Here is a 22016-nt window from a genome sequence, read left to right as displayed (position 1 = left end):
GCGGCCGGCGATCTGGTGCTCTCCGGTCAATTCTGGCGAGAAATCCGCCATACCCCGCCTTGTCTATCCGTCGCTCCTCGCCTAGAACACGCCCCGACCACCGGGCGTGAATCGCCCGCTTTGGCACCAGGAGAGGTGGCAGAGTGGTTGAATGCACCGCACTCGAAATGCGGCATAGGTGCAAGCCTATCGGGGGTTCGAATCCCTCCCTCTCCGCCATAACGCCTGCAAACAGTGTTCTGTTCGAGCGCTTCTGAGGTCGGATGCACGTTTCGCGTCGCGGGGTCGCAAGGTGCGGCCGCGCCGAATGACGTCGGCGACGCCAACCCAACTCAATCGTTCATCGAGAAGCGCACGACGAAATGACCGCGGAATAGGCCGTCGGGCGGTGGCGGCGGCCGGGCGGTTTTCATCATCGAATCGATCGCACGGTCCAGTGCATCACTGCCGGTCGAACGGGTGATTTTGTAGCTGATCACCTCGCCGGACGCGCCGATCGCGAATGACAGCGAAGCCGTCCCTTGCTGATGGCTCTGGCGCGCGGATTCCGGATACACCTTGCGCCGATTGAATTCGGCAACGACCAGCGCTGCGTAGCTTGCCCGAGACATGGAGCTCGAGGAGGTCTGATGCCCGGCGTCGCTGCCCATGCGCGTGCTGACGCGCGATGCCGCGGAATCGCCAGTGTCGGTGGAAATCTCGGCTGTATGACGCGACGACGGGCGGGGTGGTGTCGTGACGTGCTTACGGTCTCGCTCGGTGCGGCGCTTGTCCGGCCGCGATTGAGAGGGTTGGTTCGGCTTCGCGGAGGTCTCGACCCGGATTGCGGACGCTGGCGTTTCGACCGGCTGCGGGGACGGTTCGGGGGAGGTCGGCCGATCGTCGGCGCGGCCCGGATCGTCTGCTGCGGGGACACTCTCTGGCGGTGCAGGGTCTGGTGGCGTGGTAGTCGACGGGGCTGAGACGGCTTCAGGGATATCGATGGCCGCTTCGCCGACCGCGATGATCGTCACTTCCATTGGCGTTTCGGTCGCCAGTGCCGACGGCGTCTCCTCCCAATGCAGGAATATCATCGCGTGACAGGCGGCGACCGCGCCGAGCAGCAGAAGCCGTCCGCCGGGCGATAGCGCCGGAGTCGGCCCCGTCATCTCGAATCGCGTGGTTTGTCGTCTGGGCGCGGCGCGCGGCCGCCAGGGGCGCGCTCGGTCAGGATCGCGATGCGGGACAGGCCGTGGGCGCCGAGTTGGTCGAGCACGGCCACCACAGCCCCGTGCCGGCATTCGCGATCGGCGCGGACATGGATGGCACGCGTTCGGTCGCCAGCGGTCAGCGTCAGGATGGCATCGCCGAGCCCGTCCACCGCGACGCCCTTGTCGCCGAGCTGGGCGTTGCCGTCGCGATCGAGCGTGACCACGATCGGTTCGGATCGCTCGAGCGGGTGCGCGGTCGTCGCTTTCGGCAGATCGACCGGCAGGCCGGCGGTGAGCATCGGCGCCGTCACCATGAAAACGATGAGGAGGACGAGCATCACGTCGACGAGCGGCGTGACGTTGATCTCCGCCTGCGGGCGGAGATCATTGCCCCGAGAGCGTATCGGTTCAAGAACGCCCATGACGCGGCGCTCCTATCGTGATCTCGCGGAGGCGCGTTCGAGGTCCGCGCCGATCAGGCGCTCGGCCTCTGCCTGCACGAAATCGTCGAGCGCGATTGCCGTCCGGTTGAACAATGCGCCGATGCGGTTGTAACCGATCGACGCCGGGATCGCGGCCGCGAGACCCCAGGCGGTGGCCGCAAGCGCCTCGGCGATGCCGGGTGCGACCACGGCAAGGCTGGTGTCGCGCGCTTCGGCGATGCCGGCAAAGCTGGTCATGATTCCCCACACCGTCCCAAACAGGCCGACGAAAGGCGCTACCGAGGACACGATCGCCAGATTGGGCAGCCCCGCTTCGGCCTTCAGGATCAGGTCGCGCGCGGCTCGCGTCATGGTGTCGACGACTTTCGCCCGACGATCGGCTTCGCTGGTGCCTCGCGGCAATGCATCGCGCGCCGCTGCGCCCGCGGCGGAGACGGTGGCGAGGATTGTTGCCTCATCGCCGTTGCGGCTGCGGCGGAGCGCGGCCGACAGCCGCATGAACGCCACCACCGCCTCCACGATCCAGACCCAGCTCAGGATCGATGCCGCGAGCAACAGGACCAGCACGGTTTTGACGACCGGCCCGGCCTGGGCGAACACGGCGGCGGGGGTGAGCGAGATGTCGTGCATCGAATTCTCCGTCGCAGGCCCCGTCTCGACGGGGCCTGCTTGCGTCCGCCATTCGGTCAGAAGGTGCCCTTGAAGCCGACGTAGAACGTGCGGCCGGGCTCCGGATAGCCCCAGGCAAGCTGGTAGTTTCTGTCGAAGATGTTCTTCACGCCGCCCGACACTGTGAAGTTCTCGCGCACCTTGTACTCCGTCGCGAAGTTGGCCAGCACATAGGCGCCGGTCTTCACGTAGCTGGAGACCGTCTTGTTGTTGATCACCTCGGTCTTCTGTGACCATCGTTCGTCTGCGTAGGTCACGTTCGGCGTCAGCGACAGCCCCTCGATCGGACTGTAGGTCGCGTAGACCATGCCCTTCACGGTCGGAATGCCGGTCTGCTCGATGGTCAGATCGATCGGATTGGTGAGCACGTTGTGGATGTAGGAGATGTTGCCGCCCGCGATCAGCGTGGGGGTGAAAGCATAGTCGATTGCGAAATCGACGCCGTAGCGGTGGCCGTCACCGACATTTTGGTATTGCGTGATCGCGGAGACCTTGCCGGTGATCGGGTCGGTGTAGCTTTTGCCGGTCGCGACCGACTGCATCATGTTTTCGACCGTGGCGTAGTAGCCGAGGATCGAGACTTGGCTTTTCGGGGCAAACGCGTTGGTCCAGCCGATCTGGTAATTGATGGCACGCTCCGGCGCCAGATCGGGATTGGAGGCGCCGGTGCCGAACCGTGAGCTGAACCGCTCGAACAACGTCGGGAAGCGGGTGCGGTCAGAGATGTTCGCAAACAGCTTGGCGGTTTCTGAATAGCGCCAGACCGCCGCGGTCTGCCAGTTCAGCGCCGAAGAATCGGTCAGCCTGTAGTTGATCCAATACGGCTCATAATACACCGACTTGTTGACCTGCCCCAGCACGTATTCCTCGGCCTTGCTGAGGTGGCGCCAATCGTAGCTGACGCCCTGCACCCAGTCGATGTCTGGTCCGAAATGCACGGTGTTCTCGGTCGCGACTGAATAGGTGTCTTCGGTCGAGGTCTGGGCCGGTTCATCGAAGCAATTGATGTTGGCCGTTTTGGTGGTGGCGCAGGTCTTGCTCTTCGGCGTCGTCGTGCCGTTCAGGCCGTAGCGGTCGGTGTAAAGCTCGTTCCACTCGGAGTGGTTGTCGCGCCGCACGTGAGTAGCGAATTTCAGCGTATCGAACCGGCCGAAATCCTTGCCGACCTCGATCGAATTGCCGATTGCCCAATCCTGATAGATCGAGCGCGACGCGCTGCTCGAATAGCGCAGCGTCTGCGCTGCGTCGTCCCACATGTCGATCGCGTTGTCGAACGTTTCCCAGAAGGTTCGCGTCTTGACGTAGGCATCATCGCCGATCGCGGTTTTGGTCGCCGCCGACAGGATCTGCACGTTCCAATACGGCCACGACCAGTATTTCTGCGACGCCGTCGGCTCGACATTGTAGGGCGCGCCCTTCTCGCCGTTCTGGCGGATGAAGTTGATCGAGTACTCGTCCTCCGGATTGGGCGTCCATCCGGCTTTCAGGTTGACGCTCCAATCGTTCGACGACGAGAAGTCGCGGCGTCCGCCGTTCTCGATCGAGGTCGGCGTAAAGCTCGACGGCAGCTCCCAACCGTCGATCTTCTGCCAGCTCGCGCTTGCTTGGAAGTAATAGTCGTTTTGCTTGCCGCCGACTCGCCCGTAATTACGGAATCCGTCGAACCGGCCGCCGTTGCCGAATTCGGCCTGCGAGCGCCACTCGCCTTCGATCGGCCGTACCGGCTTTTTCGTCACGAGGTTGATGGCGCCGCCGAGCCCCCCTGGACCGTCGAGCACGGAGACGTAACCCTTGGCGATCTGAATCTCGGAGATGTCGTCGGTGAGGAAGCGGGAGAAGTCGATCCGGTTGTCGGCGGGGAGATAGATGCGCACGCCGTCGATCGACAGCGGCACCTGCAGCCGGTCGAAACCGTGAACATAGATGTTGGTCTCGTTGCGCTGGCTGCCGGTGGTCCCGGCGGCTACGCCCGGTACGAGGTCGATCGCCCTGTCGAGCGTGTGCTTATCGAAGCGCTCGGTCTGCTGGTTGGAGATCGTGCTGCCGCCGAAGTTGTTGAACTCCGATGAGTTGGCGCCTGCCGCGGTCACATGAATCGTCCCCAATTCATAGACGCCTTCGTTGCCCGCTTGCGCAGCGTTGACCGAAGTCATCGTCGCTGCGCTCGCGAGCAGGACACTCAACCGGTTGACTCGTTTCATTCTTGCCCCCTGTGGACGACGCCCCTTTGCGTCGGAAAACGAAAAGCGCCGCAGGCCGTGGTCGGCTGGTGGCGACTTTGATGTCGTGTGATTGCCGCTTCGGCCGCTCGGCCGCGCTCGTCTGGCGACCGGTCCGAGCGAGCGTCGTGCGATCGAGGCGCGAGGACGTTGCGGCGAGTGCTTTGTTCAGCCGGGAAGTTTTGCCGGGCAGAGATGCCGATCCGAAGGGCCGCCGGCTGTTCGCATGCCGCGCGGGGAGTCGCTCCAGGTGCTGGCAGAGACTTTCGAACGACCATTACTAAGCCACAATCGTATAATCCATTTATATAAAATATCTGCGCCGACGGCTTTGCCGATCGCAATGAGCAAATTAGGTCACGTCGCAAGCAAATGCCTACGGCTTGAGCAGTTAGGTATTTTGGTGCTATGTTAGGCCGTTTTTCGGCTGTTTTTACCACTGATTGTTGCTATTATGCAACATTCTACGCTTGGGCTGGTCACCAGGGACGAGAGCTGGTCAGGCTAGCGTTATGGCGCGTCGGTAGTCGAAGGTCGATATTGTTTACTCAGTTTACATATATCTGACTATGCCCTTACCTGCGCCGGGACCTGATTCTGGCCAGCAGAGGGCATGTGAGACGAAACATGGACGCGACCGACGACATCCGAGCTGGCGAACTCGCTTCAGACTGGTCGGGAAGCCCCGACGTCGGCGTGGTCTTCATCGGCCGCATCCACACGCCGTGGAACAGGCTCGAGGAGTGCCCGCGCCACGGCCGCGCCGATGGTCCGGTTTGCCGCATCGAGGTGTTCGAGACTTGGCTGCCGGCTCTCGCCGGCATCGACGACGGCACATTGCTCGAGGTGTTCTACTGGCTGCATCGGTCGCGGCGCGATCTGCTGCTGCAGTGCCCGCGCAATGACGGCGACGCGCGCGGCACGTTTTCGATCCGCTCGCCGCTCAGGCCGAACCCGATCGGCACCTCGATCGCCCGTGTCGACCGCCGCGACGGCGCCAACCTGTTGGTTCGGGGGCTCGATTGCCTGGACGGCACGCCGCTGGTCGATCTGAAGCCGGACCGCGCCGAATTCATGCCGCTGGCACCGCCGAAGCCGGGCGATTTCCAGGTCGGCGAGCCGCGGCGATGATCGGACCAGCCCGGCGTCTGGTCGTCCTGCTTGGGCTGACGATGCTGACGTTCGCCGTGTGCGCGTCGGCCGTACACGCGCGCACCGTGACGGACTCCGTGGGGCGCCGCGTCGAGGTGCCGGACTACATTACCCGCGTGTTCGCCGCGGGTCCGCCCGCCGGGATCTTTCTCTATGTGGTCGCGCCGGAAAAGATGATCGGCTGGGGGCGCACGCCACGCGACATCGACAAGCCTTTCCTGCTGCCGAAGGTGCGCGATCTTCCGGAGCTCGGCCGGCTGACCGGCCGCGGCGATACCATCAGCGCCGAGCGATTGATGGCGAGCAAGCCGGATCTCATCATCGATCTTGGATCGGTCAACGAAACCTATCGCTCGATCGCCGATCGCATTCAGGCGCAGACCGGCATTCCCTACGTGCTGATCGACGGTCGCTTTGAAAACACGCCCGCCGCGATCCGGCTCCTTGCGCAGATCCTCGGAGTGAGCGCGCGCGGCGAGGAATTGGCCAAAGCCAGCGAGGCGATCTTCGCCGAGGTCGACCGCGTCGTCGGGGCGGTGCCCGCGGCGTCACGTCCGCGCATTTATCTCGCGCGCGGCAACGACGGGTTCGAGACCGGGTCGCGGGGCTCGATCAATACCGAGATCATCGAGCGGGTCGGCGCCGTCAACGTCGTCGAAGGCATCCGCGAGGCTGGCGGGCTTGCGCGCGTGTCGCCCGAGCATGTGATCGGCTGGGCGCCGGATACGATCATCACCATCGATCCAGCCGTGCGGGATCTGATCATGAGCCGCCCCGAGTGGCAGCCGATCCCGGCCGTTCAGAACAAGCGGGTGTTTCTGCTGCCGAACCAGCCGTTCGGCACGATCGACCTGCCGCCTTCGCTCAATCGCCTGATCGGTCTGCCGCTGCTACTGCACGCGCTCTATCCGGCGCCGGTGACGTCCGATCTGAAGACCGAACTGCGCGACTTCTATCGCCTGTTCTACCAAGTCGAGGTGCAGGACGGCGATCTCGACCGGCTCCTCGAAGGGCTTCGTCGCTGAGGTGCCGATCCTGCGCGTCACGCCGGTCGTCGCCGGCCTTGCCATCCTGTTGCTGGTCGTCGTGGTGAGCGCCGCCGGGATCGGGCCATATCGTATTGCGCCGGGTGACGTCGTCGCGGCGATCGCGGCGTGGATCGGTGGTGGCCACATCGACGGACAGATCGCGGCGGTGCTGTTTCAAGTGCGGCTGCCGCGCATCGCCGCGGCGATCTGCGTTGGCGGGGCGCTGTCGGCCGCCGGCGCCGCGTATCAGAGCCTGTTCCGCAATCCGCTGGTGTCTCCAGACATCCTCGGCGTCTCGCAAGGCGCGGGGTTCGGCGCGGTGGTCGGCATCCTGTTCGGGCTGCCGGTTGCGATGATCCAAGCGTTGGGCTTCGTGACCGGATCGCTGACGGTGATCCTGGTCGTGACGCTGGCGTGGTCGCTGCGCCAGCGCGGCGACATCCTGATGTTGGTGCTGTCCGGCATCGTCGTCGGCGCGCTCGCGGCGGCGGCGATTTCGCTGGTGAAGATCGTCGCCGATCCCTACGCGCAACTGCCAATGATCACCTATTGGCTGCTCGGCAGCCTGGCCAGCATCCGACCCGACGATATCGCGGTCGTCGCGCCGACGGTCGCGATCGGCATGATCCCGCTGTTTCTGCTGCGCTGGCGCATCAGCGTGCTGTCCTGCGGCGACGACGACGCGCGTGCGCTCGGCGTCGACGTCCGCCGAACCCGGCAGATCGTCATCGTCGCGGCGACGTTGATCACTGCGAGCGTCGTCGCGATCTCCGGCATCATCGGCTGGGTCGGCCTGATGGTGCCGCATCTCGCCCGGCTCCTGGTCGGGCCGCGCTTCGACCGACTACTTCCCGTGTCGATCCTGATCGGCGCGGCCTTCATGGTCGTGGTCGACACCATCGCCCGCACCGCCGCAACGATCGAGATTCCGATCGGTGTGCTGACGGCCTTGGTAGGCGGGGGTTTGTTCGTCTGGCTGATGACGCGACGGGGATCTCGTTCGATCTGGAGGCGCGAGTGACCGGGCGCCTCGTCCTCGACGACGTTGCGATCGGCTATGACGGGCAGCCGCTCGCCGAAGGAATCGACCTTGTTCTGTCGGGCAGCAGCACGACTTGCCTGATGGGGCCGAACGGCGTCGGCAAGACGACGCTATTCAAGGCGGTGCTAGGAATTGTCCCACCCCTGCGCGGCCGGATCATGATCGGCGGAGACGATATCGCGACGCTGCGCCCGGAGCAGATCGCACGCCGGATCGCTCACGTTCCGCAAGCCTACCAGGGCGATCCAAGCCATAGCGTGATCGATATCGTGGTGATGGGCCGAACCGCGCGGCTCGGCATATTCGCCGCGCCAGGCCGCGACGACTATGCGGCGGCCTGGCGCGCGCTGGAGTCGCTCGGCATTGCCGATATCGCCGACCGATCCGCCGACCGCATTTCGGGGGGGCAGCGACAATTGATGCTGATCGCGCGCGCCCTGACGCAGGACACCGAGCTGATCATCATGGACGAGCCGACCGCCAGTCTGGACCTCGGCAACCGCTTCGGCCTGCTGGATCAGATTCGGGCGCTGTCGGCGCGCGGGCTGTCGCTGCTGGTGTCGACCCACGAACCCGAGCATGCGTTTGCGATCGCCGATCACGTCGTGATCCTGGGCCGCGGCCAGCCGGTCGCGGTCGGGCCGGTCGACGGGATCCTCACCGCCGAACGGTTGCGCGAGCTTTACGGCCTCGACCTCGCGATCGAGACCACCCCGATGGGACGGCGTGTCGTCACACGCTGCGACCTGTCGGCGACGCCGGCCCGCTAACTCAGCTCCAGGAGATCCGCCCGATGGCCCCGCTTCCTCTCGCCGTCATCGTCTATGAGCCCGGGGATGTGCTTGAGGAGATCCTGGCTGCGGCGCGCGACCGCCTCGTCGGGCTTCCGGACGTTCGTATCGCCGGGCTCGTGCCGCGGCTTGGACCGCGCCATTCGAACGGTCGTGCCTCATTCTGGCTCGACGATATCGTTCGCGGCGATTCGATTGCGTTGTCCCAGGATCTGGGGCCGGGGTCGACCTCGTGCATTCTGAACGCCGATGGCCTCGCGACCGCGCGGATGCGATTGGCCGAAGCGATCGCCGTCCGGCCCGATCTGGTGTTGTTCGGCCGCTTCGCCAAGGAAGAGATCGCCGGGCGCGGCATTCGCGAAGAGATCGGGTTGGCGCTCGCGCAGGACGTCCCGGCGCTGGTCGCCGTGGAGCGGGCGATGCTGCCGGGCTGGATCGCGTTCGCCGCCGAAGGCTGGACGATGCTGCCGGCCGATGCCGACGCCGTCGTTGCCTGGTTCGTCGCGCTTGCGGCAGAGCGCCAGTCAGCGGACACCTGATCGCGAAGCCACACTAGCGGTGCGAGCACTGCCCGCAAGAGCGCCTCTACCGGCGTTCGCTTTCGCGTCCGCACCAGATCGCCTAGGTTAGCCGCTGGCAAGCGACCCGCGGCACGAGCGATGGCAGACAACAAGATCGACGCATATCTGGTGTTGCGCAGCGGTGGACGGCTTCTGGCGGGTCGGGACCGCATCCACCTGCTCGAGGCCGTCGCCGAACACGGCAGCATCAGCAAGGCCGCCAAAGCGATGGGTCTGAGTTACAAGACCGCCTGGGAAGCCGTCGACGCCATCAACAATCTGCTGCCGACGCCGGCGTTCCTGACCCGAACCAGCGGCCGCGTCGGTGGTGCCGCGGACATCACCCCGGAAGGGCGGCGGTTGATCACTGTCTTCCACCGACTTGAAGAGCATCTGACGAAGATCTCGACGCTGATCGCGGAAGAAGGGCTGGAGGAAATCGGCGACGCGCTGTTGTGGGCGAGCGGCTTCAAGGTCTCGGCGCGCAACAAGTTCATCGTCGAGGTCATCAGCATCCGGCGCTGGCCGGTTGACGTCGAGGTCGAACTCAAAGTGTCGGACGACCTCACCATCCACGCGACGATCACCAACGCCGCTGCCGAACAGCTCGATCTTGCGCCCGGCCGCAAGGCGCTTGCGCTGATCAAGGCGCCGTTCGTGCGCCTCGTCACGCCCGACGAGGCGTCGAAGCTGCGCCGCAACGTGTTTCGCGGCGTGGTCAAGCGCAGGGTCGACGCCGAGGTGCACTCGGAAGTGAATCTCGACATCGGGGGCGGCAAGACCATCGTTGCGGTGGTCCCGCGCCAGGATGCCGAAGATCTCGGAATCGCGGAGAACGCCGAGGCCGCTGTGACCTTCGAAGCCGATCACGTCATCATCGCAGTCCAATAAGGCGCGGGCCGAATGTCGTCGTCCAGCGGCCCCGTGGCAGCGGCCGAATAGCCGAGCCGCTCGGGCGGCCCCTGGATTCAGACGCGAGCCTGGTCTCGCGCTCCTGTCTTTATGGTTAACGTATCGTTAACGTTTTCCGCGTCAGGAAGGACGTCGGGCTGGATCTGTGACACCGGCTCTTTTCGGAGAGTGTGTGAATGAACCAATTCAAGCTTGGCGACGAAGTCTGCAAGGACAACGGACGGCGCGGCGTCGTCCGTGCGATCTTCGTGAACCGGGAAGCCGCGCGCATGTGCGCGGTGGAGATCAATGGGGCGCTGGATTTCATCGAGGAATCCAGACTGTCGCCCCAACAGCAGCGGGCCGACCTGGCCGCCTGACGGGTTCGCTTTCATTAGACGCACGTCGCGGACACACGGTGCCGAGTTGGCGGCGTTCAATCCTGTCCAGAATGCGCCGCCGGCCGCCGGGCGAACACGATCCGCTTCGCCCTGCTGCCGAGGCGACATGGTCGTTCGGCCTGCGCGGCAGGTGCGCCTCCGATCGAACTATTCGGACGGGACCAAGCCCGTTTGGCCCGCTTTCCGATTCGACGCCGGCAGTGTGATCGTCGGCTCCCGAGCGTCCGGGGGGGGTGATGGCTGCAGCGGCGCGTCGTGCGTCTGCTGCAGCTTCAATCGCTCCGTGGCAATTGCGACGACCTCGTCCCAGCGCGCCAGGAAAACGTCGACGCAGGTCGGATCGAAGTGCTGTCCGCGCCCGTTTTCGAGGTGCTGCCGCGCCACCGGGAGCGGCATGGCGACTTTATATGGACGCGCGGTCGCCAGCGCATCGAACACGTCGGCGACTGCGACGATTCGGGCCGCGATCGGAATCTCGGCACCCTTCAGTTTGTTCGGGTAGCCTTTGCCGTCCCACCGCTCGTGATGGCCGATCGCGATGTCGGCGGCGAGCTGAATGAGTTCGCATCGGCTGCCGGCGAGAATCGATGCGCCGATCGTGGTGTGAGTCTGCATCACGGCGATCTCGTCCGGCGTCAGCTTGCCCGGCTTGAGGAGAATATGGTCGGGCGTGGCGACCTTGCCGACATCGTGCAGCGGGGCGGCCAGATAGATGTCGCGGCACAGCCTTTCCGGCAGTCCTAATCCTTCCGCGATCATCCGGCTGTACTTTGCGACCCTGAGGGTGTGATCGCCGGTGTCGTTGTCGCGATACTCGACCGACAGCGCCAGCCGAAGAATGATCTCTTCCTCCCGCTCCTGCAGCGCGTGCGTGGCGCGCGCCACCTCGCTCGCCAGCAGCGCGGCGCGGTCGTTCAGCTTGCGAACCGCGGAGCCGAGCCGGATCATGTTGCGCAGCCGGACCTGGGTCTCCAGGCTCTTGGGCCGCTTCGGCAGGAAGTCGGTCGCGCCGGCATCGAGCGCCTGCAGCCGTACCTCGTCGCTCTCGATCGAGGTGATCATCACGATCGGAATGTCGGAGAATTTCGGCAGCGACCGAAGTCTGCGGATCAGGCTGATGCCGTCCATCTTCGGCATTTCATAGTCGGCAAAGACGATGTCGATGTCGATGTTGCGGGCCGACGACAGCGCCTCTAGCGGATCGGTGAAGGCGATGACGTGGACTTGCCCGTCTGCCTCGATCGTTCGCTTCAAGTAATCCAACGCGGACCGACTATCGTCCACAACCAGTGCTTGAATAAGCATAATGCGCAACTCGCAGTAAGTGCGTCAAAATTCAACCTAACGGCTATCCGTTAAGTCCGAACTAAGCGTCATCGGTCTCCGTATCTTTTGATCTAATCTAAAAATCGGGAATTGCCCCGTAGTTCACCGTATCGGCGGGCCCGAGCTATGCGTCCGGCACTAAGTGCTTTGCACAGATGCAGTTTAGCGAGGCGTAGTACACTATCTTAATAATTCAGCGTCACGCTTCCCTGTATCGACAAAGTAATCGCGCAGCGACGGTTAGTCGTCTCGCGGCTGGGGATAGCAATGACGTTTGATCCCACCGAAGCGGGAGCCGCGCTTCGGCTTCCTTCCGACTGTAGTATCTCTTCCATCCGAAGTATCCACGAGACGATCCAGGAAGCGCTCGGCCGCCAAGGTCCGCTGGAGATCGACTGTTCAAAAGTGAACAGGGCCGATCTCACCTCGATCCAGCTTCTGCTGTCGACCGCCAAGACCGGAGAGGCTCAGGGCCGCCCGGTGGTGCTGACAGAACTCTCCGAGGTCCTTCTCAACACCATTCAGCGCGCCGGCTTCACCGGCGACGAAATAATCGACAAGCATTTCCCGCAAAAGAAAGGTGGCTCGTAATGGCCACGATCCTCACCGTCGACGATTCCCCCAGCATCCGCCAGATGATCAAGGTGACGCTCGAGCCGGCCGGCCACAGCGTCGTCGAAGCCGGCGACGGCGCCCAGGGCCTGTCGAAGGCGCAGGCCACCAAGGTCGACCTCGTCATCACCGACCTCAACATGCCGGTGATGAACGGTCTCGAACTGATCAAGGCGCTCCGCAAGCAGCCCAACCTGGTCGGCCTGCCGATCGTGTTTCTCACCACCGAGTCCAATGACGCGGTCAAGCAGGAGGCCAAGAGCTGCGGTGCCACCGGCTGGATCACCAAGCCGTTCAAGCCGGAGCAACTGCTCTCCGTTGTGAGCAAGCTGGTGCGGTCATGACCACGATCGATCCGGCAGCCGTCTTCCGCCAAGAGGCGGCCGAGCTGTTCGAGGTGCTGGAAGCGGCGCTGCTCGATCTCGGCCAGAATCCCGACGACCGTGAACTGGTCGACTCCGCGTTTCGCGCCCTGCACACCATCAAGGGGTCGGGCGCGATGTTCGGGTTCGACAAGGTCGCCACCTTCACCCACGAATTCGAGACCGCGTTCGAGCGCGTCCGCAAGGGCGAGATCAAGCCGACTCAGGACCTGGTCTCGGTCGCGCTGGCCGCCAAGGATTTCATCCGCGCGCTGATCGAAACGCCGGACGAGGCCGATGCAATCATCGGCGAAGCAATCCTGGCCGATCTCAGCCGATTCGTTTCGCCGACCGAAGCCGTCGAAGCCCCCGTATCGTCGCCCGCGCAGGAGCCTGCACCTGCGCCGGTGTCTGAGCGTCGCCAGGTCGGCTGGCATCTTCGCTTCGAATTCGACTCCCAGATCCTGCGCAACGGGTCCAACCCGCTCGACCTGCTCGACGACCTCAGCAAGCTCGGCTCCTGCTTCGCGATGCCGCTGACCGATGGCATTCCGTTCCTCGACGAGCTGGTGCCCGAGGATTGTTATCTGAAGTGGGACGTCTCGCTGCATTCGGATTGCGACAAGGCCGCGATCGACGACGTCTTCATGTTCGTCCAGGACGAGATGCAGCTGTCGCTGGAGCCGCTGTTCGAAGGCGAAACCCCGCAGCCGGTGCCGGTGCTCGAACTGCCCGACGTTTCCATTCTGCCGCCGGAGCCACCTCAGGCTGCGGAGGAGACCAAGCCCGCGCCGCAGGCCGCGACCGCAGCGCCAGCCGCGCCGACCGTGGAGCGCCGCAGCGGCGAGCCGCGCCGCGCCGACGATCGCGGCATCGCCACCGTCCGGGTTCAGGCCGAACGGCTCGACGAGCTGATGGATCGGGTTGGCGAGCTGGTGATCGCTCAAGCGCGCCTGACCCAACTCGCAGCTTCCGGCAACGATATCTCGATCAAGCTGATCGCCGAAGAGATCGAACGCCTCGCCTCCAGCCTGCGCGACACCACGATGGGTGCCCGCATGGTCCCGATCGGCTCGCTGTTCGGCCGCTTCCGCCGCTTGGTGCACGATCTGTCGCGCGATCTCGGCAAGCCGGTGGAATTCATCACCTCGGGTGAGGACACCGAACTCGACAAGACGATGATCGAGTGCCTGGCTGATCCGCTCGTCCATCTGATCCGCAACGCGATCGACCACGGTATCGAAGCGCCGGCCGCGCGGGTCGCCGCCGGCAAGCCGGAGCAGGGCCGGATCGAACTCGCCGCCGTGCATGCCGGCGCCCAGGTCCTCGTGACCGTGAAGGACAATGGCGGCGGGCTGAACACCGCGCGCATCCGCGCCAAGGCGGAAGAGCAGGGATTGATCGCGCCGGGGGCTACCGCCTCCGACCAGGAAGTCCATCAGTTCCTCTTCCACCCCGGCTTCTCGACGGCGCAGACCGTTTCGGCGCTGTCGGGGCGCGGCGTCGGCATGGACGTGGTCAAGCGCACCATCGAGAACATGCGCGGGTCGATCGACCTGTCGACGGTGCCGGGTGACGGCACCACCGTCACGCTGCGCCTGCCGCTGACGCTCGCGATCATCGAAGGTCTGCTGATCCGCGTCGGCAGCGGCCGCTACATCATTCCGCTGTCAGCGGTGGAAGAGTGCGTCGAACTCACCGCCGAGGACGAGCGTTCGCGCAGCCGCAACTTCCTCAACGTCCGCGGCAACCTCGTGCCGTTCCTGCGCCTCCGCCAAATCTTCGACGCGGACGGCGAACCGGACCAGCACCAGAAGACGATCATCATTTCGACCGGCGAGACCCGCGTCGGTCTGGTGGCCGATCAGATCATCGGCAACCACCAGACTGTCATCAAATCACTGTCGAAGCTGCACTCCGACGTCACGATGTTCTCCGGTGCCACCATCCTGGGTGACGGAACGGCAGCGCTGATCCTCGACGTCGTGCAGCTCGTCGGTCTCGCCCAGGCGCAATCCGAAAAGCAGATGAGCGAGGCAGCCTGATGAGTAGCGATCGGGTTCAGGGCGCAACCGACGGCGATGCCGACGCGATGCAGGTGGTGATGATCGGACTCGGCGACGAGAAGTTCGCGATCGACGCCGGCCTCGTCCGCGAGATCATCGATCCGATCCCGGCCACCAAGGTCGCCGGCGCAAAGGCGTTCGTGCCGGGGGTGATCAACGTCCGCGGCAACGTCATTCCGTTCGCCGACCTACGCATCCGCTTCGGCATGCCGGTGCAAACCCACACGGCCGACAGCCGCATCGTGGTGCTTGAAGTCCGCCTCGACAACGAGGCGGTGCTGGTCGGCGTCAGTGCCGACCGCGTCTACGAAGTCACCGAGATTTCGCGCACCGACGTGCAGCAGACCCCGCGCGTCGGCATGCATTGGAAGCCGGAATACATCCGCTTCATCACCAAGTGGCGCGACGAATTCGTCGTCGTGCCGAACATGGAACGGATCCTGAATTGAGCGTCCTCGGTCAGACATCCGGCAGTGAATGCCGCCAACCAGTGTTGAAGTGAGGAAGACATGGCCGAAACCGCGCAATATCTGACGCTCGGACTCGCCGGAGAAACGTTCGGCATGGCGATCCGCAACGTTCGCGAAATCCTCGATATGCGGCCGATCTCCCGGCTGCCGCACGCGCCGGAGTTCATGCTCGGCATGATCGACGTGCGCGGCACCGGTTATCCGATCCTCGATCTTCGGCTGAAGCTCGATCTGCCGGCTGTGCCGCCGACCGAGGCGACCCGCATCATCATTCTCGACGTGCCGGTCGCCGGCCGCGTCGTCGGCGTCGGCTTCGTCGCCGACTGTGTCTACGAAGTCACCGACATCGAGGAGAGCTCGCTGGAGCAGGTCCCCGACGTCGGCGGCAAGTGGAAGTCGGACTACATCGCCGGCATCGGTCGCAAGGGCGATCGCTTCGTCATCATCTTCGATCTGGCGCGCCTCATGGCCGGCACCGACGTGTCGGCCGGTGCCGCCGAGACCCCATCGAACGACCTGGCGGCTTGAGCCGCCAGGTCGCGATCTGTTGTTGCGTGAGTTTGACCCAAACCTTCGACCCTAAGGAATCTCGAAATGAGACTAACTGTTAAAGCAAAGCTGGCCGGCGCCTTTGGTGTCGTGATCCTGCTGTCCGCCATCACCGGCGGAATCGCCTACGTCAAGCTGACGCAACTGGCTGAGACCTCGGAAGGCCTGGTGTCGCGCTCGCAGCGGATCGACAAGGCCGGCGAACTGCAGAACAACATTCTGTACCAGACCCGCGCCCAGCGCGACATCATCATCGCGTCGACCGAAGCGGAACTGCAGAAGGTCGCCGACGAGGTGAAGCAGTATCGCAAGGATGCTCTTCGTATCCGCGACGAGATCGCTGCAGTTGCCACCGAGGCCGGCAAGCGGATGATCGAGAAGTTTTCGACCGCGTACGACAAGATGAACGCGACCGAAGACCAGATCATCAAGTTCGGTACGCTCAATTCCAACAATCGCGGCGCCCAGCTCTGGACCAGTGAAGGTGCGCCGGTCGTCAAGGATTGGAGCGAGGCGGTCGACAGCTCGCTCGCGGAAGCGCGCAAGCTGCCGGTGTCGGCCGAGCGTGCGAACGCGCTGATCTCGATCCTGTCGATTCGCGCGGATGGTGAGGCGGTCCAGAAGGATCTGGCGCTGTCGTTCTATGCGTCGAACCTCGAAGACCTCTCCTCCACCATCAAGGCGCTTGGCGACGCCACCGAGCGTCTGCGGTCGAGCTCGCAGCAGAGCGTCGCGGCGCTGTCTGCCGTCGGCCTGTCGTCGTCGGCCATCACCAGCCAGTCCGAACGCTTCGCCAAGATCGCCGGCCGCGTCTCCGACATCGTCAAGGAAGGCGGCAACATTCGCGCCGCGGCGCTGGCCGGGACCGAAGGCCGGGCGACCTCGATGGTCGCGATCCAGGCTGCGACCGACTACGTCAACTACGTCAAGAAGGCGATGGCCGAGATGAGCGAGCAGGCGGCGTCCGACGCTGCCAACGCCAAGCTGCTGCTGATCAGCATCGTGATCGCGTCTCTGCTGGCGGCTGTCGCTTCCGCGCTCTGGATCGCCATCAACATCAGCCGGGGCCTGGCGCAGGCGGTGGAGCTCGCCAATGCGGTTGCGATCGGCGATCTCAGCCACAAGATCAATTCCACGAGCGATGACGAAGTCGGCGATCTGGTGAAGTCGCTGAACGCGATGACCGCCAACCTCAATGCGACCGCCGGCGTCGCCGACGAGATCGCCCGCGGCAACCTCACGATCGAGGCCAAGCGGCTGTCGGAGAAGGACACCCTGGGCATCGCGCTGGAGCAGATGGTCGAGAAGCTGCGCCAGATCGTGTCGGAAGCGCTCACTGCGGCTCAGAACGTCTCCGCGGGCAGCCAGGAACTGTCGGCCAGCGCCGAGCAGCTGTCGCAGGGCGCCACCGAGCAGGCATCGTCGGCCGAAGAAGCTTCGTCGTCGATGGAAGAGATGGCGGCGAACATCAAGCAGAATGCCGAGAACGCCAGCCAGACCGAAAAGATCGCCGCGCAGTCCGCCAAGGATGCCGAAGCCAGCGGCACCGCCGTGGGTCGTGCGGTTCAGGCGATGCAGACGATCGCCGAGAAGATCACCATCGTGCAGGAGATCGCTCGTCAGACCGACCTTCTGGCGCTCAACGCCGCGGTCGAAGCCGCCCGCGCCGGCGAACACGGCAAGGGCTTCGCGGTGGTCGCTTCGGAAGTCCGCAAGCTCGCCGAACGCAGCCAAGCGTCGGCGACCGAAATCGGCGAACTGTCCGGCGAGACCGTGAAGGTCGCGCAGGAAGCCGGCGAGATGCTCGCCAAGCTGGTGCCGGACATCAAGAAGACCTCGGAGCTGGTGCAGGAGATCTCCTCGGCCTGCCGCGAACAGGACGTCGGTTCGTCGCAGATCAACCAGGCGATCCAGCAGCTCGACAAGGTCGGCCAGCAGAATGCCAGCGCCTCCGAGCAGGTCTCTTCGACCTCGGAAGAACTCGCTTCGCAGGCCGAGCAGCTGCAGTCGACCATCGCGTTCTTCCGCATCGACCAGGACAAGTCGAAGGCGCACGGCGCGCCGATCGACAAGGCCGTCAACCAGCTCCGTGCCAAGGCCGCCCACATGGCTTCGGTCGACCGTGGCACCAAGAAGCCGCAGGCCGCCAAGCCGCAGCGCCAGCTGAAGGCCGCGGGGGGCGGCGGTGGCTTCGCCTTCGCGCTCGGTGACGGCGAAGACGATCGCGACGCTGACTTCCAGCGCTGACGGATCGGCGGGACTAAGGTCCCGCCATCCCAAACGCAACACCGGTGAACGCCCCTGATCGGGCGTTCACTTTCGAAACGCCGGCAGGCCGTCGCACGATCGACGGGGCCGGCGTCGAGTACCAGACGAACGGTCGCTGGACCGGATTGACGAGTAGCTCGATGGTCCACGCCAAACGCCAATTATCCGACAGGCAATTCCGTTCCCTTGCCGAACTGATCGAAGACCAGGTCGGCATCAAGATGCCGAACGCCAAGCGTCTGATGCTCGAGGGACGGCTGCACAAGCGCGTGCGCGCACTGAACTATTCGGGCGTCAGCGAGTATGTCGACAATTTGTTCGACAAGGCGGTGCTGGACGATGAGCTGACGCATCTGATCGATGTCGTCACCACCAACAAGACCGACTTCTTCCGCGAACCGCAGCATTTCGACTTTCTGAAGACGGTCGCGGTTCCGGAGTTGTTGAAGCTTCCGAACCGCAAGTCCAACGATCTGAAGGTCTGGAGTGCGGCCTGTTCGACCGGCATGGAGGCCTACACCACTGCGATGGTGCTCGACGATATGGTGCGGGCCGGTTCGCGGTTTCAGTTCCGGATCCTCGGCACCGATATTTCGACCGCCGTGCTGCGCGTCGCCACCGCGGCGATCTACAATCGCGAGGTCACCGCGCCGGTGCCGCCGCAATTCGTCGAGCGTTACTTCCTGACCTCGCGCGACCGCAGCCGGGAAGAGGTGCGGGTGGTGCCGGAGCTGCGGCGTCTGACCAATTTTACGCGGATGAACCTGATGGATTCGTCCTATCCGGTGGACCGCGACGTCGACGTCATCTTCTGCCGCAACGTGCTGATCTATTTCGATCGTGAAACCCAGCGCAAAGTGGTCGAGCAGTTGTGCTCGCATCTACGCCCGGGCGGTTACCTGCTTGTCGGCCATTCCGAGTCGATGATTCACAGCGCCCTGCCGAAGTTAAGGCAGGTTCAACCAACCGTCTTTAAACTGTAGGGATGATTGGAGCGCATCAGATGGCGAAGCAGAAGATTCGGGTCCTGATCGTCGACGACTCCGCCTCGGTGCGACAGGTCCTGGGCACCATTCTGGCCGAAGACCCCGAGATCGAAGTGATCGGAACCGCGTCCGATCCGTTCGTGGCGGCGAAGCGGCTGCAGAACGAACTTCCCGACGTCATCCTGCTCGATATCGAGATGCCGCGGATGGACGGCATCACGTTCCTCCGCAAGATCATGGCGCAGCATCCGATCCCGGTGGTGATCTGCTCGTCACTGACGCCCGAAGGTTCCGACCTGATGTTCGAGGCGCTCGAGGCGGGCGCCGTCGATATCGTGCCCAAGCCGCGGGTCGACACCCGCCAGGCGCTGATGGAGAGCTCCGGCCGCCTGCGCGAAGCCATCAAGTCGGCAGCCCGCGCTCGTGTCCGCCCCCGCGCTGCCCGCAAGGTGATTGAACAGAAGTTGACGGCCGATGCGATCATCCCGCCTCCGGTCGCCGGGCGGTCGCGCCCGACCACCGAGCGGATCGTGTGCATCGGGGTGTCGACCGGCGGTACCGAAGCGCTTTACGATGTGCTCGAAGTGCTACCGCCGAACTGCCCCGGTATCCTGATCGTGCAGCACATGCCGCAGGGCTTCACCGCGGCATTCGCCAAGCGGCTCAACGCCGGCTGCCAGATCAACGTCAAGGAAGCCGAGGACGGCGATCCGGTGCTGCCGGGCTGGGCCTATATCGCGCCCGGCGCCCGGCACATGCTGCTGGTCCGCAGCGGCTTGCGCTATCAGATCGCCATTAAGGACGGCCCGCCGGTGTCGCGGCACCGTCCCTCGGCCGACGTGCTGTTTCGATCGGCCGCCCAATATGCCGGCGCCAACGCGCTCGGTATCATCATGACCGGCATGGGTGATGACGGCGCCCGCGGCCTGCTCGAGATGCGCAAGCTCGGCGCCTACACCTGCGCGCAGGACGAGGAGAGCTGCGTCGTATTCGGCATGCCGAAGGAAGCGATCGCCTGCGGCGCCGTCGAGAAGGTGGTGTCGCTGAACCAGATCCCGCGCGAGATCATGGCCTGGCAACAAGCCAAGCAGCCGGCCTCAGCGGATTGACGTCGTGTCCTCATTGAAACATCCGATTGCCGACGCCGTTGCGTCGATTGAACTGGTTGCGTCCCGGATCGAGACCACCTTCGCTCAGGTTGGCGGCCAGCTCGGCGAAGGCCATGGCATCTTTCAGGGCCTCAACGAGGCACTCGCAGACCTGGCCCGCGAACTGTCCTCGGCGCAGATCGAAGGCGCCTCGGGCGCGCTACGCGACATCGCGGGGCGCCTGAAGAGCCTCGCCGACACGCTGCCGGCCGAAAGCGCGCTGCTCGACCAGCTTCGCCGCAATGTCGCCGAGGCGGGGGCGCTGCTGAAGCAGCTGCTCAAGCATGTCGAGATGATCACCACCATCGCCCGCAGCGCCAAGATCGAATCGGCCTCGCTCGAAGGCGATCGCGAAGGCTTCATCGCCTTCACCCGCGAGGCGTACGATCTCGGCAGGGCCGTGCAGTCCTCAATCGAGGCCTGCGTCAAGGATCAGCAGTTGCTGGCGGCGGCGGTGGAAACCACCTGGGGCCGGCAAAGCGAATTCGAGCGGCGCTACCGGCCGCAGCTCGGCGCCTCCGGTGGCGAGTTGATGTCGGCGTTTGCCGATCTCGGCCGCCAGCGCAACGACAGCGTCGGCGTCGCCGAGCTCGCGGGCAGCAGCGCCCGCACTATCAGCGATGTAGTCGGACGCTCGATCATCTCGTTGCAGGCTGGCGATAGTACGCGCCAGCGCCTGGAGCACGTCTGCGAAGGGCTGCGCCGCGCCGCCGATCCCGAGCCGACGTTGGTGCCGGACATGACCGAGGTTCAGCCGCTGCCCCGGCTGCTGGTCAATCTCGAAGCGGTGCAGCTCCACGACACCCAACAGGAATTCGACGCTGGGATCGGCGACATCGTCCGGGCGCTGTCGACGATTCTCACCGAAGTGGCAACGCTGGTCGAAAAGGGCCGGTCGCTGCACGGCGGCCGGGAGGGTGGTTCGGCCTCGTTCCTGTCGCGGGTCCGGCAGACCCTTGCCCAGGCCTCCAGCCTGATCGCGATGTGCGAAGACGGCGGGCGCTCGATCGACGAGGCCCTCAGCGTGGTCGAAAATACGCTTGAGAAGTTTCGCGACGCGATCGCCAACTTGTCCGACTCGGTGGTCGACATTTCGCTGATCGGTATGAATGCCGGTCTCCGCGCCGGCCATCTCGGCGCCAAAGGCCGCGCCTTCGTGGTGATCGCGCACGAAATGAAGCTGACCGCCGACCAGATGACCGGGGCCGCGGTCCGGCTCAGGCCGCTGTTGAGCGAGATCGCCAAGGTCGGCGACGACCTTCGGAAGTCGCGCGTGAGCAGCGACCAGACCAAACTGACCAGCATGGAGAATGCCATTCTCCAAACCCTGCACGACGTCGAGGCCGGCAACGACCGCCTCGGCGGACTGATTGGCCGTTTGATCGAGGAAGGCGCCAAGTTCGACGCGGTGATGAATGGCGCCCGCGAACAGATGACGTCGCTCGGCTCCAGCGCCTCGACGCTGCCGGCGGTAGCAAAGTGCCTTGAGGACGCCGTCGGTGATCTGGGCCGCGCTTCGTTCGGTGATCAGGACGAAGCCGTGCTCGATGAACTCTACGCCCGCTACACGATGGAGCGCGAACGCGACGTCCATCGCCAGTTCCTGCTGCCGTTCGGAATCACCGCCAAGCAGGCGGCACCCGCCGCGAATGATTGCGATTTCGAGTTGTTTTAGCGCTTAGCGTGTCTTCGGCCCACCGCCACAGCCCCACCTTGCTCATATAACGCTACGTCCCGCCTGCGTCGGCCGGGCCGGTTATTTCTGATCTGTGTCATCATGGGTTCAGCGCAAATCAGCTTTGATCGGCTGATCGATGCGGGCAGTACCCTGGGGCGGGGTTTA

21 protein-coding genes and 1 tRNA gene are annotated in these 22016 nt (G+C 64.5%); 17 read left to right on the top strand and 5 right to left on the bottom strand.

What is annotated here, in order from left to right; translation table 11 throughout:
• Positions 1–129: 129 nt before the first annotated feature.
• Positions 130–219, top strand: a tRNA-Ser gene (locus HZF03_RS00785).
• A 113-nt stretch (positions 220–332) separates the two neighbouring features.
• Here the strand turns inward: HZF03_RS00785 and HZF03_RS00780 are convergent.
• Genes HZF03_RS00780 through HZF03_RS00765 form a run of 4 tightly spaced genes read right to left on the bottom strand, consistent with a single transcriptional unit; the run spans position 333 to position 4485 of the window.
• A complete protein-coding gene (locus HZF03_RS00780; protein ID WP_165858143.1) occupies positions 333–1148 on the bottom strand; it encodes an energy transducer TonB in 816 nt (271 codons plus the stop codon).
• Positions 1145–1612, bottom strand: a complete 468-nt coding sequence (locus tag HZF03_RS00775) for an ExbD/TolR family protein (RefSeq protein WP_119018911.1) — start codon at positions 1610–1612, stop codon at positions 1145–1147. The genes HZF03_RS00780 and HZF03_RS00775 overlap by 4 nt, the downstream gene beginning before the upstream one ends.
• A gap of 12 nt (positions 1613–1624) precedes the next feature.
• Positions 1625–2263, bottom strand: coding sequence for a MotA/TolQ/ExbB proton channel family protein (locus HZF03_RS00770; protein ID WP_119018910.1), 639 nt, complete (start codon positions 2261–2263; stop codon positions 1625–1627).
• 56 nt (positions 2264–2319) lie between these two features.
• Positions 2320–4485 (bottom strand): TonB-dependent receptor, encoded by a 2166-nt coding sequence (locus HZF03_RS00765; protein WP_234832266.1) that lies wholly within the window; start codon positions 4483–4485, stop codon positions 2320–2322.
• 663 nt (positions 4486–5148) lie between these two features.
• On the opposite strand from HZF03_RS00765, the gene HZF03_RS00760 reads away from it, so the two are divergent.
• From HZF03_RS00760 to HZF03_RS00730, 7 genes are all read left to right on the top strand, one after another.
• Complete coding sequence (locus HZF03_RS00760; protein ID WP_119018908.1) at positions 5149–5652, top strand: SAM-dependent methyltransferase; 504 nt, start codon at positions 5149–5151, stop codon at positions 5650–5652.
• A complete protein-coding gene (locus HZF03_RS00755) occupies positions 5649–6698 on the top strand; it encodes an iron ABC transporter substrate-binding protein (protein ID WP_119018907.1) in 1050 nt (349 codons plus the stop codon). The genes HZF03_RS00760 and HZF03_RS00755 overlap by 4 nt, the downstream gene beginning before the upstream one ends.
• Position 6699: 1 nt before the next feature.
• On the top strand, positions 6700–7722 hold the full coding sequence (locus HZF03_RS00750) for a FecCD family ABC transporter permease (RefSeq protein ID WP_011155718.1): 1023 nt from the start codon (positions 6700–6702) through the stop codon (positions 7720–7722).
• Positions 7719–8513: an ABC transporter ATP-binding protein gene (locus HZF03_RS00745; RefSeq protein ID WP_179906240.1), complete on the top strand. Its 795-nt coding sequence runs from the start codon at positions 7719–7721 to the stop codon at positions 8511–8513. Before HZF03_RS00750 ends, HZF03_RS00745 begins: the two co-directional genes overlap by 4 nt.
• Positions 8514–8536: 23 nt before the next feature.
• The gene (locus HZF03_RS00740; protein ID WP_011155716.1) at positions 8537–9073 is read left to right on the top strand and encodes a DUF2478 domain-containing protein; all 537 of its coding nucleotides are present in this window, start codon (positions 8537–8539) and stop codon (positions 9071–9073) included.
• Positions 9074–9193: 120 nt separating this feature from the next.
• Entirely contained in the window at positions 9194–9985 is a 792-nt protein-coding gene (locus tag HZF03_RS00735) for a TOBE domain-containing protein (protein ID WP_011155715.1), read from the top strand.
• A 197-nt stretch (positions 9986–10182) separates the two neighbouring features.
• The gene (locus HZF03_RS00730) at positions 10183–10365 is read left to right on the top strand and encodes a hypothetical protein (RefSeq protein WP_012493952.1); all 183 of its coding nucleotides are present in this window, start codon (positions 10183–10185) and stop codon (positions 10363–10365) included.
• A 168-nt stretch (positions 10366–10533) separates the two neighbouring features.
• Here HZF03_RS00730 and HZF03_RS00725 read toward each other — a convergent pair whose 3' ends face one another.
• On the bottom strand, positions 10534–11691 hold the full coding sequence (locus HZF03_RS00725) for an HD-GYP domain-containing protein (RefSeq protein WP_119018906.1): 1158 nt from the start codon (positions 11689–11691) through the stop codon (positions 10534–10536).
• A gap of 288 nt (positions 11692–11979) precedes the next feature.
• Between HZF03_RS00725 and HZF03_RS00720 the strand changes: the two genes are divergently transcribed.
• From HZF03_RS00720 to HZF03_RS00680, 9 genes are all read left to right on the top strand, one after another.
• Positions 11980–12303 (top strand): STAS domain-containing protein, encoded by a 324-nt coding sequence (locus HZF03_RS00720; RefSeq protein WP_011155712.1) that lies wholly within the window; start codon positions 11980–11982, stop codon positions 12301–12303.
• On the top strand, positions 12303–12668 hold the full coding sequence (locus HZF03_RS00715) for a response regulator (RefSeq protein WP_011155711.1): 366 nt from the start codon (positions 12303–12305) through the stop codon (positions 12666–12668). The genes HZF03_RS00720 and HZF03_RS00715 overlap by 1 nt, the downstream gene beginning before the upstream one ends.
• A complete protein-coding gene (locus tag HZF03_RS00710; RefSeq protein ID WP_119018905.1) occupies positions 12665–14731 on the top strand; it encodes a chemotaxis protein CheA in 2067 nt (688 codons plus the stop codon). The genes HZF03_RS00715 and HZF03_RS00710 overlap by 4 nt, the downstream gene beginning before the upstream one ends.
• A complete protein-coding gene (locus tag HZF03_RS00705) occupies positions 14731–15201 on the top strand; it encodes a chemotaxis protein CheW (protein WP_011155709.1) in 471 nt (156 codons plus the stop codon). The genes HZF03_RS00710 and HZF03_RS00705 overlap by 1 nt, the downstream gene beginning before the upstream one ends.
• 60 nt (positions 15202–15261) lie before the next feature.
• Entirely contained in the window at positions 15262–15750 is a 489-nt protein-coding gene (locus HZF03_RS00700; RefSeq protein ID WP_011155708.1) for a chemotaxis protein CheW, read from the top strand.
• A 66-nt stretch (positions 15751–15816) separates the two neighbouring features.
• Positions 15817–18018, top strand: a complete 2202-nt coding sequence (locus HZF03_RS00695) for a HAMP domain-containing methyl-accepting chemotaxis protein (protein WP_119018904.1) — start codon at positions 15817–15819, stop codon at positions 18016–18018.
• Positions 18019–18179: 161 nt separating this feature from the next.
• Entirely contained in the window at positions 18180–19022 is an 843-nt protein-coding gene (locus HZF03_RS00690; RefSeq protein WP_119018903.1) for a CheR family methyltransferase, read from the top strand.
• A gap of 20 nt (positions 19023–19042) precedes the next feature.
• On the top strand, positions 19043–20134 hold the full coding sequence (locus HZF03_RS00685) for a protein-glutamate methylesterase/protein-glutamine glutaminase (RefSeq protein ID WP_011155705.1): 1092 nt from the start codon (positions 19043–19045) through the stop codon (positions 20132–20134).
• A gap of 4 nt (positions 20135–20138) precedes the next feature.
• The gene (locus HZF03_RS00680; protein WP_119018902.1) at positions 20139–21848 is read left to right on the top strand and encodes a methyl-accepting chemotaxis protein; all 1710 of its coding nucleotides are present in this window, start codon (positions 20139–20141) and stop codon (positions 21846–21848) included.
• The last annotated feature ends 168 nt before the right edge of the window (positions 21849–22016 follow it).

The organism is Rhodopseudomonas palustris (genome assembly GCF_013415845.1).
GTDB lineage: Bacteria > Pseudomonadota > Alphaproteobacteria > Rhizobiales > Xanthobacteraceae > Rhodopseudomonas > Rhodopseudomonas palustris_F.
Note: the sequence above shows the minus strand (reverse complement) of the source record. Positions and strands in the feature narration are given on the sequence as shown.